This is a genomic window from Leifsonia sp. LS1, assembly GCF_020521355.1.
GTDB lineage: Bacteria > Actinomycetota > Actinomycetes > Actinomycetales > Microbacteriaceae > Leifsonia.
This window is the reverse complement of record NZ_BPER01000004.1, coordinates 56,036-70,274: the sequence shown is the minus strand read 5'-3', so window position 1 is coordinate 70,274 and position 14,239 is coordinate 56,036. Positions and strand designations below refer to the sequence as shown.

The 14,239-nt window shown below is 71.2% G+C and carries 19 protein-coding genes; 8 read left to right on the top strand and 11 right to left on the bottom strand.

What is annotated here, in order from left to right:
* Nucleotides 1-42: 42 nt before the first annotated feature.
* Entirely contained in the window at nucleotides 43-873 is an 831-nt protein-coding gene (locus tag LLS1_RS08645) for a DUF1295 domain-containing protein (RefSeq protein WP_226654772.1), read from the top strand.
* Nucleotides 874-907: 34 nt separating this feature from the next.
* On the opposite strand, the gene LLS1_RS08640 is transcribed toward LLS1_RS08645, so the two are convergent.
* Nucleotides 908-1,405, bottom strand: coding sequence for a hypothetical protein (locus tag LLS1_RS08640; RefSeq protein ID WP_223357105.1), 498 nt, complete (start codon nucleotides 1,403-1,405; stop codon nucleotides 908-910).
* Nucleotides 1,406-1,468: 63 nt separating this feature from the next.
* Between LLS1_RS08640 and LLS1_RS08635 the strand changes: the two genes are divergently transcribed.
* The 3 genes from LLS1_RS08635 to LLS1_RS08625 are packed head-to-tail and all read left to right on the top strand — an operon-like array spanning nucleotide 1,469 to nucleotide 3,164.
* A complete protein-coding gene (locus LLS1_RS08635) occupies nucleotides 1,469-1,951 on the top strand; it encodes a hypothetical protein (RefSeq protein ID WP_226654770.1) in 483 nt (160 codons plus the stop codon).
* A 2-nt stretch (nucleotides 1,952-1,953) separates the two neighbouring features.
* Nucleotides 1,954-2,325 (top strand): RNA-binding S4 domain-containing protein, encoded by a 372-nt coding sequence (locus LLS1_RS08630; protein ID WP_223357109.1) that lies wholly within the window; start codon nucleotides 1,954-1,956, stop codon nucleotides 2,323-2,325.
* Entirely contained in the window at nucleotides 2,325-3,164 is an 840-nt protein-coding gene (locus LLS1_RS08625) for a DUF72 domain-containing protein (RefSeq protein ID WP_226654769.1), read from the top strand. The genes LLS1_RS08630 and LLS1_RS08625 overlap by 1 nt, the downstream gene beginning before the upstream one ends.
* On the opposite strand, the gene LLS1_RS08620 is transcribed toward LLS1_RS08625, so the two are convergent.
* Together LLS1_RS08620 and LLS1_RS08615 are read right to left on the bottom strand one after the other, a co-directional pair.
* A complete protein-coding gene (locus tag LLS1_RS08620; protein ID WP_223357112.1) occupies nucleotides 3,161-3,550 on the bottom strand; it encodes a VOC family protein in 390 nt (129 codons plus the stop codon). The genes LLS1_RS08625 and LLS1_RS08620 overlap by 4 nt on opposite strands.
* Before the next feature lie 33 nt (nucleotides 3,551-3,583).
* Nucleotides 3,584-4,534: a DnaJ domain-containing protein gene (locus LLS1_RS08615; protein ID WP_223357114.1), complete on the bottom strand. Its 951-nt coding sequence runs from the start codon at nucleotides 4,532-4,534 to the stop codon at nucleotides 3,584-3,586.
* A 156-nt stretch (nucleotides 4,535-4,690) separates the two neighbouring features.
* Between LLS1_RS08615 and LLS1_RS08610 the strand changes: the two genes are divergently transcribed.
* Nucleotides 4,691-5,071 (top strand): glyoxalase superfamily protein, encoded by a 381-nt coding sequence (locus LLS1_RS08610; RefSeq protein ID WP_226654767.1) that lies wholly within the window; start codon nucleotides 4,691-4,693, stop codon nucleotides 5,069-5,071.
* Nucleotides 5,072-5,078: 7 nt separating this feature from the next.
* On the opposite strand, the gene LLS1_RS08605 is transcribed toward LLS1_RS08610, so the two are convergent.
* The 6 genes from LLS1_RS08605 to LLS1_RS08580 are packed head-to-tail and all read right to left on the bottom strand — an operon-like array spanning nucleotide 5,079 to nucleotide 10,212.
* The gene (locus LLS1_RS08605) at nucleotides 5,079-5,957 is read right to left on the bottom strand and encodes a prenyltransferase (protein WP_223357116.1); all 879 of its coding nucleotides are present in this window, start codon (nucleotides 5,955-5,957) and stop codon (nucleotides 5,079-5,081) included.
* Nucleotides 5,954-6,292: a lycopene cyclase domain-containing protein gene (locus LLS1_RS08600; RefSeq protein ID WP_226654765.1), complete on the bottom strand. Its 339-nt coding sequence runs from the start codon at nucleotides 6,290-6,292 to the stop codon at nucleotides 5,954-5,956. Before LLS1_RS08600 ends, LLS1_RS08605 begins: the two co-directional genes overlap by 4 nt.
* Nucleotides 6,289-6,618, bottom strand: a complete 330-nt coding sequence (locus tag LLS1_RS08595; RefSeq protein ID WP_226654763.1) for a lycopene cyclase domain-containing protein — start codon at nucleotides 6,616-6,618, stop codon at nucleotides 6,289-6,291. The genes LLS1_RS08600 and LLS1_RS08595 overlap by 4 nt, the downstream gene beginning before the upstream one ends.
* Nucleotides 6,615-8,213 (bottom strand): phytoene desaturase family protein, encoded by a 1,599-nt coding sequence (gene crtI, locus LLS1_RS08590; protein ID WP_226654761.1) that lies wholly within the window; start codon nucleotides 8,211-8,213, stop codon nucleotides 6,615-6,617. The genes LLS1_RS08595 and crtI overlap by 4 nt, the downstream gene beginning before the upstream one ends.
* Nucleotides 8,210-9,115: a squalene/phytoene synthase family protein gene (locus LLS1_RS08585; RefSeq protein ID WP_226654760.1), complete on the bottom strand. Its 906-nt coding sequence runs from the start codon at nucleotides 9,113-9,115 to the stop codon at nucleotides 8,210-8,212. Before LLS1_RS08585 ends, crtI begins: the two co-directional genes overlap by 4 nt.
* The gene (locus LLS1_RS08580) at nucleotides 9,112-10,212 is read right to left on the bottom strand and encodes a polyprenyl synthetase family protein (RefSeq protein WP_226654758.1); all 1,101 of its coding nucleotides are present in this window, start codon (nucleotides 10,210-10,212) and stop codon (nucleotides 9,112-9,114) included. Before LLS1_RS08580 ends, LLS1_RS08585 begins: the two co-directional genes overlap by 4 nt.
* A gap of 84 nt (nucleotides 10,213-10,296) precedes the next feature.
* Between LLS1_RS08580 and LLS1_RS08575 the strand changes: the two genes are divergently transcribed.
* A complete protein-coding gene (locus LLS1_RS08575) occupies nucleotides 10,297-10,860 on the top strand; it encodes a MarR family winged helix-turn-helix transcriptional regulator (RefSeq protein WP_226654756.1) in 564 nt (187 codons plus the stop codon).
* Here the strand turns inward: LLS1_RS08575 and LLS1_RS08570 are convergent.
* Nucleotides 10,835-12,340: an SDR family oxidoreductase gene (locus LLS1_RS08570; protein WP_226654755.1), complete on the bottom strand. Its 1,506-nt coding sequence runs from the start codon at nucleotides 12,338-12,340 to the stop codon at nucleotides 10,835-10,837. The genes LLS1_RS08575 and LLS1_RS08570 overlap by 26 nt on opposite strands.
* A gap of 80 nt (nucleotides 12,341-12,420) precedes the next feature.
* On the opposite strand from LLS1_RS08570, the gene LLS1_RS08565 reads away from it, so the two are divergent.
* Both LLS1_RS08565 and LLS1_RS08560 read left to right on the top strand, forming a co-directional pair.
* Nucleotides 12,421-12,762 (top strand): ATP-dependent DNA ligase, encoded by a 342-nt coding sequence (locus tag LLS1_RS08565; RefSeq protein ID WP_223357127.1) that lies wholly within the window; start codon nucleotides 12,421-12,423, stop codon nucleotides 12,760-12,762.
* A 98-nt stretch (nucleotides 12,763-12,860) separates the two neighbouring features.
* Nucleotides 12,861-13,049, top strand: a complete 189-nt coding sequence (locus LLS1_RS08560; RefSeq protein WP_226654753.1) for a hypothetical protein — start codon at nucleotides 12,861-12,863, stop codon at nucleotides 13,047-13,049.
* 36 nt (nucleotides 13,050-13,085) lie between these two features.
* On the opposite strand, the gene LLS1_RS08555 is transcribed toward LLS1_RS08560, so the two are convergent.
* The gene (locus tag LLS1_RS08555; protein ID WP_223357131.1) at nucleotides 13,086-13,997 is read right to left on the bottom strand and encodes a sigma-70 family RNA polymerase sigma factor; all 912 of its coding nucleotides are present in this window, start codon (nucleotides 13,995-13,997) and stop codon (nucleotides 13,086-13,088) included.
* Nucleotides 13,998-14,239: the final 242 nt, after the last annotated feature.

Genomic DNA, 14,239 nt, shown 5'->3' with positions numbered 1-14,239 from the left:
TGTCCACTCTACTGACCGACGCCGAGGCCTAGGATGACGGACGTGGAGCCCTTTCTCATCTGCCTCTGGATCCTCATCGGAGTGTGCGCGCTCACGTGGGTGCTCTCGCTGATCACCGGCGAGCACTCCTGGGTCGACCGCATCTGGTCGCTCGTGCCGCTCGCGTACGTCTGGGTGTTCGCCGGGGCGACCGGGCTCAGCGATCCGCGACTGGTGCTGATGGCGGTGCTCGTGACCCTCTGGGGCGCGCGGCTCACGTTCAACTTCGCGCGGAAGGGCGGCTACGCGCCGGGCGGGGAGGACTACCGCTGGGAGGTGCTGCGCGGCCGCATGCCGGCGGCGGCCTTCCAGCTGTTCAACCTCTTCTTCATCGTGATCTACCAGAACGTTCTGCTGCTGCTCATCTCGCTGCCCGCGTGGACCGCCTACGAGCACCGCACTCCGCTCGGGCCACTCGACATCGTGCTCGCGGTGGTCTTCCTGGCGTTCCTGGTCGGCGAGACCGTCGCGGATCAGCAGCAGTGGGACTTCCACCGCTGGAAGAAGGCCGAGGTCGCCGCCGGCCGCACGCCGTCGCCGCGGTTCCTGCAGACCGGGCTCTTCCGCCTCTCGCGCCACCCGAACTTCTTCTTCGAGCAGGCGCAGTGGTGGGTGCTCTTCCTGATCGGCTGCACCGCGGCGGGGTCGATCCTGCAGTGGACCGTCATCGGACCGCTGCTGCTCACCGGCCTCTTCATCGGCTCGACGGTCTTCACCGAGAGCATCTCGCGGTCGCGCTATCCGGAATACGTCGAGTACCAGCGGCGCACCTCGCCGATCGTGCCGTGGTTCCCGCGCCGCGGCGGCGCGGAGCCGGTCACCGCGTCCCGCTGACGGGGTCCTGCCGGCCGCTCCGTGCGGCGGCCGCTCAGGAGGTCGCGGCCTCCGGGCGCGCGGGCTTGGGGAACACCGAGCGCATGTGGTCGGAGTCGAGATAGTCGGCGACGCCGATCAGCAGCAGACTGAACACGATCTGCTCGGTGACCATCCAGAGCGGGTAGAGGCCGGGGATCGCGGCGAGCACCAGCGTCACCACGGGGAAGATCTTGGAGAACAGCCGCAGACGCGAATACGCCCAGTAGTAGCCCTTCTGGGCGCGCCACGCGAAATAGAACAGGGTGGCGGTCATCGCGAGCACGATCAGGGCGCGCATCCACACGGCGAAGGGCACCGCGACCCCGCCGAGGGTGAGCACCACGGCGACGACGACCGCGGCGAGCCCGATCAGCAGCTCGGCGACGAGCAGCCAGAAGATGACGACGAACGCGCGACGGGTGCGCGGGTGGTCGCGTCCCTCCATCGGCACCGTGTAATCGGCGTGGCGTCCGCCCGCGAGGCGATCGAGCCGCTTCAACAGTTGTTCCATGCCTTCACGGTACCGCGGCGGGTGATCCGGGCACCGTGCGGGCGGAGCGCGTACCGTGGAGCCATGTCGTGCATCCGCTTCAACACCCCTGCCCAGCGCCAGGCGATGCGTGAGCACCGCCCGGCGATGCTCACGGCGGAGGAGGCCGCGGCCCTCCACCCGTCGCCGCCGGTGACGGAGAGCAAGATCCGCCGGCTGCGGCTGCTCGCGACCGACGCCAACCCGAAGATCCGGGAGGCCGTCGCCAGCAGCTACAACACGCCGGTCGACCTCTTCGAGAAGCTCGCGGTCGACCCTGACGAGGGGGTGCGCGGGTGCGTCGCGAAGAACGAGGCGACGCCGTGCGACATCCTCCGCGAGCTCGCCGACGATCGCTCGGAGACGGTTCGGGGCTGGGTGGCGGTCAACTATTTCGTGCCGGCCGATGTGATGGAGAAGCTCGCGAAGGACCGCAGCAGGACGGTCCGCAGCCTCGTGCAGTGGAAGGCGCAGCTCGCCGAGGAGGAGGCGGCCGGGCACGCCGCCGCCGTGCCCGCCGGGGCCTGACCGTGCCCGACCCCTCGAGCGTCCGTGTCGACGCGTGGGCGTGGGCCGTCCGGCTGTTCAAGACGCGCTCGGCGGCCTCGGACGCGTGCAAGGCCGGCCACCTGAAGATCAACGGCGACCGCGCCAAGCCGTCGCAGCAGGTGCGGGTGGGCGACGAGGTGCGCGCCTTCGTCGCCGGAACCGAGAAGATCTACGTCGCGCGTCGGCTGATCGTGAAGCGGGTCGGTGCCGCGGTCGCGGCCGACTGCTTCGAGGACCGCACTCCTCCCCCGCCGCCCCGGGCGGAGACGCCCACCGACGTGACGCGTGAGCGCGGCGCAGGACGCCCGACCAAGCGGGACCGGCGGCAGATCGAGCAGCTGCGGGGCCGCTGATGGTGCGGCGGACGCGTGGGACCGCCCGGGTCGGGATCGCCGGCTGGACCTATGCGCCGTGGCGCGGGGTCTTCTACCCGAAGGGCCTGCCGCACCGCGCCGAGCTGGCCTACGCGGCCGAGCGCCTCGACTCGATCGAGCTCAACGGGAGCTTCTACTCCCTGCAGCGGCCCACCAGCTGGCGCAGATGGGCGGCGGAGACTCCCGATGATTTCGTGTTCTCCGTCAAGGGCGGCCGCTACATCACGCACATCCTCCGCCTGAGGAACACGCGGGAGGCGCTCGCGAACTTCTTCGCGTCCGGGATGCTGACCCTCGGACCCAAGCTCGGCCCGCTGCTGTGGCAGCTGCCGCCGAACCTGCCCCTCGACCCCGAGGCGCTGGACGCCTTCCTGGCCGGCCTGCCCACGACCACCCGGGAGGCCGCCTCGCTCGCCTCCGAGAGCACGCTCGACGAGGACCGACGGGATGCCACGACCCCCGCCGACGTCCCGCTGCGGCACGCGGTGGAGGCGCGCCATCCGTCGTTCGCCGACCCGGAGTTCGCTCGCATCGCCCGCGCGCACGGGGTCGCGGTCGTCGTCGCCGACACCGCAGGACGGTACCCGATGCTGCGGGAGGTCACCACCGGCTTCGTCTATGCGCGCCTGCACGGCGACGAGGAGCTCTACACGAGCGGCTACACCGACGAGGCGCTCGACCGCTGGGCGACGGACATCGACCGGTGGCTCGACGACGGACTCGATGTCTACGCGTACTTCGACAACGACGTGAAGGTGCGCGCACCCTACGACGCGATGGGCCTGCGCGAGCGCCTCGTCGGTCCGGCCCGACCCTAGTCCTGCAGCACCGACATCACATTGCCCGCCGGGTCGCGGAACCACGCGATGTCGGGCCCGCGGTTGTGGCTACGGCCGCGCAGCACGCCCTTCTCATCGGTCGGCAGGTTCGGATCGTCGTAGATCGTCGTGACCACCCCGCGCCCGTTCAGCTCATCGACGGCCGCATCGATGTCGGCGACGACGAGGTTGAGGATCGTGAACGTGGCCGGGACGTGGTCCGGCTTCGGGTAGACGAAGACGTGCGACCCTCCCGGGAGGGCGATGTCGAGGTTGCCCATCGGCCCGTCCGTGCAGTCCAGCCCGAGGGTGTCCCGGTAGAAGGCGCGTGCGGCGTCGATGTCGTCGACGCTGAACCCGCTGAAGATGTCGAGTGCGGTGACCATGCCCTCCACTCTTGTCCTCCCGGGGGTTCGCGTCTAGACGAAGCGGACGGCCTCCTGCAGGCGGGTGCGCACCTCGAACGCCCGGTCGACGCTCTCGCGGGCGGCGGCGTTCGCCCCGTCGCGGAGGATCGTGGGCAGCACGGAGCGCCGGACGACGAGGGATCCCGCCAACCGGCCGCGCTGGATCACGTCGACGGGCACGGCCAGGTCGGCGTCGGGCACGACCACGATGAGCGTCGTGAAGCGCACGCCGGCCTGCCGCCCGAAGCTCTTCGCGGCGCGATGGAGATCGTGGAACGGCTCCTCGTCGCGATCGATGCCCGGGCCGACGAGCTCTCCCTTGGCGAGCTTGACCTCGGAACCCCAGTCGGCGGAGCGGAGCGCGAACAGCCCGGCCGGGCCGAGCACGATGTGGTCGAGCTTGGCGTCCGATGCCGGATGCACGGCGACGTCGTTCCAGATCGTGAAGCCGATGCCGAGACCCGACACGGAGCGCGCCGTGGCCTCCTCGGCGAGCGCCTCCGCGAGGAGCCCGCGGATCTCGCGCGGCGCAGAGCGCACGAGGGCGGGATCGTAGGGGTCCTCGAGCTCGGTTCCGCGTCCGACCCATTCGCGCAGCAGCGTGAGGTAGCGCTCGCGCGCGCGACCTCCCGGATGCCCGTAGCTGCGGGCGCGCACCGTCGCCCCGCGCGTGGAACGGGTCGCGTGGAAGGTCGCGCTGAATCCGCCCCCCGTGCCGTCGTGCTCCCCCGCGACGGCGTCGACCGTGACGGTCTCGCCCCGGTCGTAGCGGGCGCGGTCGTCCGGGTCGCCGACGAGCTCCCACGCCTCCTGCACCGCCTGGAACGCGGCGGCGGTGCCGCCGGTGTCGGGGTGGGTCTGCCGCGCCAGGCGGCGGTAGGCGCGGCGCAGCTCCTCCTGGGTCGCGCTGGAGCGGACACCGAGCACCTCGTACGGGGTGGCTGCGGCCGGACTGTCGCTCATTCGCTCGGAGGATCCTTCTGTCGTGCGGGGAGGGTCGGTTTCCGACGATAGCGCGCTCGTCCGGGGATTCGCTTCATTTTTGATTGCGGCCGGAAAGTGACCGCATATCCGCGCAGACTGGACCCATCAGCCGAACCGGACAGAAAGGCAGCGACCATGGCCATCAGCGACTGGCGCATCGAACTGATCATCCTCCCCGTCACCGACGTGGACAGGGCCAAGGAGTTCTACGTCGACACGCTCGGCTGGAACGCCGACCACGATCAGCGCGTCTCGCCGACGCTGCGGTTCGTACAGGTCACCCCGCCGGGGTCCGCGTGCTCGATCGCCTTCGGTGAGAGCCTGACCGAGATGGTGCCGGGCACGATGCAGGGCCTGCAGATCGTGATCCCCGACGCCGACGAGGCCCTTGCGCACCTGCGAGAGAACGGCGTGGAGGCGCAGGGCGTCGCCGATCTCGCCTGGGGTCGGTTCGTGACTTTCACGGATCCGGACGGCAACGCCTGGTCGCTGCAGCAGCTCCCGCCGCGGCCGTGACGCGCGCTCAGCGGAGCGCGTAGCCGATGAGCAGCAGCGTGACGGCGAAGCCGCACACGTAGTTGATCCAGAGGAAGCGCCGCCAGCCCCGGTTGGCGGCGCTCGCCTGTTCGTCCGGCACCGACCAGTAGGGCGCGGCGGCGAGGAGGTACGGCACGGCCAGAACCGCGGCGAGCGGTCCCGGCCACGCGGTGAACAGCACGCACACCCCGGCGAGCGCCCAGGCCGCCATCGCGAGGCGGGTGGTGGCCGCGGCGCCGAGCACCGTGGCGATCGACGCGATGCCGCCCTCGCGGTCCGGAACCACATCCTGCACGGCACCGAACGCGTGGCTGCCGACGCCCCAGAGGAAGAACGCGAGGAGCACGAGCCAGAGCTGCGGGGTGAAGGCCGCTCCGGCGAGCACGAGGCCGTAGAGCGCCGGGCTGACGAAGTGGAGGCTGGAGGTCGTCGAGTCCAGGAACGGGATCTCCTTGAACCGGAGCCCGCGCACGGAGTACGCCAGCACCAGGAACACGCTCGCCGCCAGGGCGAGCCAGGAGAGCGGCGAGCCGACCACCACGAGGTACACCAGGAACGGCACGCTGGTCACCGCGGAGGCGATGAGGGTACGCCTGTGCATCCCCCGGTCGAGCAGGGCGCCCTCTGCACCGCCCTTGCGCGGGTTGCGCAGGTCGGACTCGTAGTCGAAGACGTCGTTCACCCCGTACATGGTGAGGTTGTACGGCACGAGGAAGTAGAGCGTCCCGATGACGAAGGTCGCGTCGATGCGCCCCGCGGTGAGCAGGTACGCGGCGGCGAACGGAAAGGCCGTGTTGATCCAGCTGAGGGGGCGCGAGGCGAGCAGCAGCTGCCGCCAGGGAGCGGGTGCGGTCGTTGTCGTCATCGGGGCTCCCCCGGCGTTCCGCGCGGACGTCGGCGCAGGAGGAGCCACAGCGCCGGCAGGAGCAGCAGACCCGCCAGCGGATACGCGAAGTCCTCGACGGGCACGAGTCCCAGCCGCAGGCCGGTCAGGTGCGCGGCGCCGTACGTCATCAGGCCGACCCCGATCATGAGATTGTCGAACACGGCGGTCAGCACACCGATCAGCACCCCGGTGAGGACCACCGGGAGCCACCAGCGCCGCAGGAGGGGCCGCCGGTCGGGGACGCGGAGGAGCGCGACGACGAGCACGACGACAGCGACGGCGACGAAGACCAGGCTCAGCCAGAGATAGGTCACGAGCCTCCCTCCCGCCGTCGATCGAGCAGGGCGCGGGTGCCGAAGAGCACGATGAGGGTCAGATAGCAGAGGAACAGGAGGAAGAAGACCTCCTCGAGGGGCAGCTCCGGCGCCAGCTCGATGCCGGTCATGAAGCGCGACCCGCCGCGGGCGAAGATGCCGAGAGCGATGCCGGCGACGTCCCAGGCCAGGAAGAAGACCAGCCCCACGGCGATCACGATGGACGCCCGTCGCGGGTCGCGCCAGAACACGAGCCGGAATCGGGCGTCGAGGAGCACCATCGCGGCGAGCGAGAGCAGCACGGCCCCGAGGTAGATCAGCGTCATGACACGCGCTCCGTCTGCGACGCGGAGGCGAGGGGCTCGGGCAGAGGCGTGGCGGAGGCATCACCGCGCACCCGCTTGACGGCCAGCTCCGCGCTGATCAGGCACATCGGCAGCCCGATGCCGGGGATGGTCGAGCATCCTGCGTAGAGCAGCCCGTCGATGCGTGCAGACGCGTTGCCGGGGCGGAGGAACGCGCTCTGGCGGAGCGTGTGGGCGGGGCCGAGCGCTCCACCGCGCCAAGCGCCGAGATCGCGGGAGAAGTCCTCCGGTCCGAGAGTACGGCGGACGACGATGCGGTCCGCCAGGTCGGGGATGCCCGCCCACTCAGCGATCTGGGCGATCGCCGCGTCCGCCGTCCGCTCGACCAGCCGGTCTCCTCCGCCGTCGACTCCGCCGGAGCCGATGGACTCGTCGGCGGGCACCGGCACGAGCACGAACAGGTTCTCGTGCCCCTCCGGCGCCACGGACGGGTCCGTCTCGCTCGGTTTGCACACGTAGAGGGAGGCGGGGTCGGGGATCCCGGGCGATGCTCCGTAGATCCGGTCGAAGTTGGCCTCCCAGTCCGTCGTGAAGAACAGGTTGTGGTGGGTGAGCTGGGGCAGCGAGCCACGCACGCCCAGCAGCACCAGGACGACCCCGGGGCCGGGGTCGCGCTTCTCCCACGCCCGTTCGGGATGCGTGCGCAGCTCCGGTGGGACGAGGCGCGTCTCCGTGAGGTGCAGATCGGCGGCCGACACGACGAGATCGGCGTCGAGCTCCCGCACGGCCCCGGTCGCGTCGACGTACGAGACGCCCGTGGCGCGGGCGCGCGCCGGGCCGCCCGCCGTGCGGACGGCCGTCACGCGTGCGCCGGTCACGAGCTCCGCCCCGGCCTCCGCCGCGAGGGCGGCGACCCGGTCGATGAGGGCGGTGAAGCCGCCCATCGGGTAGCGGACGCCGTCCTCCAGGTCGAGGTGGCTCATGAGGCTGTACATGCTCGGCGCCCGGTCGGGAGATGTGCCGAGAAAGACGGCCGGGTAGCCCAGGATCTGACGCAGCCGCACGTCGTGGACGAATCCGGCGACGTAGCGGTCGAGAGGCTCCAGCAGCAGACGGACGAGCCGACCCGCCCGACGCAGGATGCGGCCGCTCAGGAACGGCCGGAACGACGCGAACGTGCCATAGAGGAACGACGAGACCGCCATCGCGTAGGTCTCCCTGGCGCGGGCGAGGTAGCGGTCGAGCGCCGCGCCTGCACCGGGCTCGACGCTCTCGAAGAGCGCGCGGTTGGCCGCGCCGTCCGCGCGGATGTCGAGCGGAGACCGGCCGTCCTCGGAGAACACCCGGTAGCCCGGGTCGAGGGTGACGAGGTCGAGTTGCTCGGCGGTGGTCGTGCCGAGCAGCCGGAAGAAGTGGTCGAAGACCTCGGGCATGAGATACCAGGACGGGCCCGTGTCCCAGCGGAAGCCGGCGCGCTCCCACGACCCGGCACGCCCGCCGAGGGCGTCGGACTGCTCGAGCAGCGTCACCTCGTGACCATCGCGCGCGAGCAGCGCCGCCGAGGCCAGCCCGGCGATGCCGCCGCCGATCACGACGGCGCGGCGCGATCCGCTCATCGCAGCGACCCGGCGCCGGCGCGCACCAGGATGGCGAGCTTGGTCCGCGTCGGCACGCTGATGCGCCGACTCAGGAGCTCCGCCGCCGGGGTCTCGCGGATGCGGTCGCTCAGCTCGGCGAAGAGGCCGTGCGCCGCCAGCACCGCGCGCCGGCAGCTGTCCGGCAGCTCCGGGATGACGTCGGCCGCCGCCCCGAGGTCGCAGTCGATGTCGACGACGAGTGCGAGCTTCTGCCGCTCCGTCAGCCGGGCGGGATCGATGCCCGGGAAGTAGCTGCGGCCGAGCTCCGTGTAGTCGGTGGCCAGATCGCGGAGGAAGTTGATCTTCTGGAACGCGGCCCCCAGCCGCCGCGCACCGCTCTCCAGACGACGTCGGGTGTCGTCCGGAACCGGACGACCGGAGAGGAAGGCGGCCAGGCACATCAGGCCCACGACCTCCGCCGAGCCGTAGATGTACTCGCGCAGCTCGTCGGCCGTGAAGTCGACGGGGCTGAGGTCGCGCCGCATCGACGCGAAGAACGGTCGCGTCAGCTCGGCGCCGAAGCCGGCGGAGCGCGCGGTCGCCGCGAACGAGTGGACGACGACGTTGGCGCTGTACCCGGTGCGCATCGCCCGTTCCGTGTCGGCCTCCAGCGCGTCGAGGAGGTCGCGCTGATCGTCGACGCTCAGCCCGGCCTCGGCCGCCGCTCCGTCGACGATCTCGTCGGCGATCCGCACCAGGGAGTAGACGTCCTCGACGCGGGGGCGCACGTCGGCGCCGAGCAGGCGGGTCGCCATCCCGAACGAGGTCGAGTACTCCTTGATGATGGTCGCGGCGCCGGCGTGCGCCGCCCGGGTGTAGAGCGCGAGATCGGTCGGATGAGGGCCCGCGGGCACCGTCGCGGCCACCGGTGTGCGCGTCATGCGATCCTCCCCACGCAGCCCCGGGCGATGCCGGCGAGCTCCTCGGCGAGCGGCGGGGGCACGGCAGGGGCGTCGAGCACGGCGATGGCCCGGTCGACCTGGTCGATCAGCAGGCGCTCGACGAAGCGGCGGGCGCCGCAGTCCTCCAATACGGCGGCGAGCTCTGCGGCGTCGGCGAGCGTGAGGTCGCCGCGACCGAGGCGTGCCTCGATCGTCGGCCAGCTCTCGGTGCTGCGGGCGAAGGCGATCAGGGTGGTCTTCTTGCCCTCTCGGAGGTCGCTGAGGACGCTCTTGCCGGTGCGCTCCTGGTCGCCGTAGACGCCGAGGAGGTCGTCGCCCAGTTGGAAGGCGACGCCGACCAGGCGCCCGTACTCGGCGAGCGCGGCCAGCAGGCGGTCGTCCTCGCCGGCGAGGATGGCCCCGGCCATGGTGGGCCCGGCGACCGAGTAGGCGGCGGTCTTGCGCTCGGTCATGCCGAGAACCGCGGGAAGGGTCGGGGAGGTGAGGCCCACAGCGAGGGAGACATCGGTGAGCTCACCCGCGGCGGTCACGACGACGGAGTGGTCGAGCACGTCGAGCAGGCGGTGCCGCGCCTCCATGGGCACGTCGACGCGCCCCACGAGCGCTGTGGCGGCGTGCAGCAGGAGGTCCCCCGCGAGGATCGATGCGGCCTCGCCCCAGAGCGCGGACCGCGGGCGGTCGACTCCGTTCGCGGCCGCCTGCGCGGCGAACTCGCCGGAGAGGTTGGGCCTCCCCCGCCGCACGGTGTCGCCGTCGATGACGTCGTCGTGCAGGAGGAACGCGGTGTGCAGCAGCTCGAAGGCGACGGCCGTGTCGATCGCCGTTTCGTCGACGGGTCGGCCGAGCGCAGTGAGGGTGGCCAGCACGAGTCGCGGGCGCATCCGCTTGCCCCCGTCGGCGGCGGCGCGTGCACTCGACCAGAGGCGTTGGTAGTCGTCCCCGAGCCCAGCCGAGGCGGAGGTGCGCTCCGCGAAGAACGAGGCGAGGCGGCCGTCGACGCGCTCGAGCCCCGAAGCGATGTCGAGGGGTGTGGAGACGGCGACGGGACGGCCGACCCCGGTGTCGAATGTGGTCATCGGGACCTCCCTCGGCGGCTAGTTTATCTAGCCAAGATAGAATTCAGGCTATCACGCTTCTCACCGGGCGCGTAGGCTGTCCTCATGAGTTCCAACGAGGACGCGCGGCGCATCACGGGCTCGATGATCGACCCCCGCGTCATCGACCCCCGGCAGGAGCTCGTGCGACACGACGACCTCTCGGAAGAGGAACTCGCCGAAATCGTGGGCGTGCTCGCCGCCATCCGCGGCTGGCGTGAGGCCGAGCAGCGGCTGAGCTTCGAGTCGCGGACCAAGATGCGGCTCAACGAGACCGACATGAAGGCGTTGCGGTACATCATCGCCGCGACCAACGCCGATGTCGTCGTCACCGCCGGTGCGCTGTCCGAGCACCTGCGCATCTCGACGGCCTCCACCACCAAGCTGCTCGACCGGCTGGAGGCCTCCGGCCACGTCGTACGCCGTCCGCACCCGACCGATCGGCGTGCCGTGACGGTGGTCATCACCCCCGAGACGCACAGCGAGGTGCGCCGCACCATGGGCCGCCAGCACGCGCGACGGTTCGAGGTGGCCCGAGCGCTCACCCACGAGGAGCGCGAGATCGTCACCCGCTTCCTGACGGACCTCAGCGCGACCGCCCTCGTCATCCCCTCCCCCTCCGAGGACTGACCACCGAGCGCAGCCGGTCGGGCTCGGCGACGATGCGGTTCGCCATGCCGTTGAAGATCACGCCGTGGAAGGGCAGGATCGAGAACCAGTACAGCCGTCCGGCCAGCCCGCGGGGGAAGAAGACGGCCCGCTGACGGTAGTGGGAGCCTCCGCCGGCCGCCGGGGTGACGTCCAGCTCCAGCCATGCGCGGCCGGGCACCCGCATCTCGGCGCGCAGGCGCAACGCGCCACCCTCCGGGCCACGGGAGATCCGCTCCACCCGCCACCAGTCCAGCACCTCGCCGGTCGAGAGACGATCGGCGTCGCGCCGCCCCCGCCGCAGTCCCACACCGCCGACGAGTTTGTCCATCCAGCCGCGGAGCGCCCAGGCCAGCGGGAACGAGTACCAGCCTCGCTCCCCGCCGATGCCCTCGACCACCCGCCAGAGCTCGGCCGGTGCGGCATCGGACTCCCGCTCCCGGACGTCGGTGTAGACGGTGTGCCCGGTCCATTCGGGGTCGCTCGGCAACGGGTCGCTCGGCGCCCCGGCGACGGAGGAGTTGCGCCAGCTCGTCTCGACGTCGCCGTCCCGCATCCGCGCCAGCGCGAGCCGGACAGCCGTGCGGTAGCCGGTGAGCCCGCCCTCCGGCGGCGGGATCACCGCGTCGATGTCGTGCTCGCGCATCACGCAGTCGTACTGCAGCGACTCGATGATCGGGACCGCGAGGCTGCGCGGGATGGGCGTCACCAGGTTCACCCATTGCGACGCGAGCCACGGGGTGAAGACCGGCAGCGACGCGATCGGCCGCTGCGGGAGCCCCGCCTCGACCGCATACCCGTTCATCATCTGGCCGTAGCGCAGGATGTCGGGGCCTCCGATGTCGAACGCGCGGGACACCTCCGGGGGCAGCTCCGCGGCGGCGAGGAGGTAGTGCAGCACGTCGCGGATCGCGATGGGCTGGATGCGGTTGCGCACCCAGCGGGGCGCCGGCATGTACGGGAGGACCTCGGTGAGCTGCCGGATCATCTCGAACGACGCAGAGCCGGAGCCGATGACGACCCCGGCCTGCAGCACGATCGCCGGCACGCCGGAGTCGAGCAGGATGCGGCCGACGGCGACCCGCGAGCGCAGATGCTGGGACAGCGGCCCGTCCGGGTGCAGGGCGCCCAGATAGACGATCCGGCTCACGCCCGCCGTACGGGCCGCCTCGGCGACGGCGCGCGCGGTGTCGGCCTCCTCCGACGCGAAGTCCCCGCGTGCGCGCATCGAGTGGACGAGATAGTAGACGACGTCGATCTCCGCCATCGCGCGCTCCAGCGACGCGGCGTCGGACAGGTCGCCCTCGACGACCTCCACCTCGGCGGCCCAGGGCACGTCGGCGAGCTTCTGCGGCGACCGCGCCAGGACCCGCACGGTGTGGCCGCGGGCGAGCAGCCGCGGCACGAGCCTCCCACCCACGTACCCGGTGGCGCCGGTCACGAGCACGCGCTGGGAGGTCATGCGCCGACCATACGCCGCACCGCGCGACGCGCAAGCAGGGGTGGAGCCGGAGCGTCGCCCGTGTCCTGTACGGTTCTCGCATGGGCAAGCTCGTATATGCGGGGACGACGGAGATCGGATTCGAAGACCGTGTCCTCGCACACCTGCAGATCGTGATCGGTCTCAAGCTGCGACGCAAGGAGGGGTTCTTCTTCTCCTGGCGCGACGAGCAGGGCGTCGGGGACGGCCGCAGCGCGATCTGGGTGGACCCGGCGGTGCCGCTCTTGTTCCGCTACAGCGGGGGCCGGCCCCCCAAGATCAACAAGGTCTGGCTGGAGCAGCTCACGATCTCGTCCAACAGCGCGGCCGGACTGCAGCTGACGGAGGAGATCGGAGCGCTCGGCGCCGACGAGGTCGACGCCGACTCCCCTCCCGGGCGCTGACCGCCGGGAGGCCGTGACCGCCGAAAGGCCTTGATCGCGATCACGCCCGCGCCTACCGTGGGCGCTGTCGACGGCGTGGCAGGAAGCGAGGCGAGGCCATGACAGCGGACGAGGCGGTTCCGGCCCCAGGGGTTCCGACGGAGGCAGTGCCCGCGGCGGGTGCTCCGAGCGGTGACGACGGCCAGGCCGCGCCACGCACCGCGGACGCCGCCCTCTCCGGCGAGCAGCCCGGCGACATCCCGTTCGAGCAGGCGGCCGCCGAGCACGAGAACCCCGCGCTCAGCTGAGCCCGGGGTTCCGGTGGAGTGTGCGGGTGCGTGCGCTCAGCGCAGGTACTCGAGCAGCTCGGGGCAGCGCAGGCGCTTGAGGCTGCGCGTCTCCAGCTGGCGGACCCGCTCGCGGGTGATGCCGTAGACCTCGCCGACCTCGTCGAGGGTCATCGGCTTGTGGCCGTCGAGCCCGAAGCGCATCCGCACGACCTTCGCGTCGCGCGGCGGGAGCTCGCGGAGGCGATCCTCCAGATCGCGGTGGCGGAACACGACCTCCACGGCCTCCGGCGGCCCGGGGAAGTCGTCGTCCTCGATGAGGTCGCCGAGCTCGGCGCCCTCGTTCTCCCCGACCGGCACGGCCAGCGAGACGGTCTCGGAGTCGCTCATCTGCAGCTTGTGCACCTCGGCCTCGGTGAGGTTGGCGGCCTCCGCCAGCTCCTCCAGGGTGGGCGTGCGGCCCAGCTCCCCGCCGAGGTCGCGGCGGATGCGGTCGAGCTTGTCGATCTTCTCCACGGTGTGCACCGGGATGCGGATCATGCGGGCCGTGTCCGCGATGCCGCGGAGGATCGACTGGCGGATCCACCAGGTGGCGTAGGTCGAGAACTTGTTGCCCGTGCGGTAGTCGAACTTCTCGACCGCGCGGACGAGTCCGAGGTTGCCCTCCTGGATCAGATCCATCACCGGGAGTCCGCGACCGGAGTAGCGCTTGGCGATGCTCACCACCAGACGCAGGTTGGCCTCGATGAAACGCTCGAAGGCGCGCTTGCCGTCGTCGGAGAGGTACTGCAGTTCGCGCTTCTCGCGCGGGGTCAAGCCGGGGCGGGTGGCGAGCCGGTCGCCCGCGAGGACTCCGACCTCGATGCGCTTGGCCAGCGCCACCTCTTCGTCGGCCGTCAGCAGCCGGGTCCTGCCGATCGAATTCAGGTAGTCGCGCACCGGGTCGCTGGTCACTTCGAGCACAGTCATCGTGTCATCCCATCAGCTCGTTCGTCTGCGTTGCCGCGGTTGTTCAGTTCTTCCTTGCGTCCTCAGAGTAGGCAGGAGGGTATGTACCCCAACAAGGGGTTGACACTCCGACGACGCGTGCGCTAAAGCCTGTTTTCGTCCCCCGAATCCGCGCTGATGTCAAGGCTCTGCGCGGAATCCCCGGCGGATCGTACGGTGGCGGTCGTGAGCACACGTACACACGGTTCCCCTGCACCGACCCT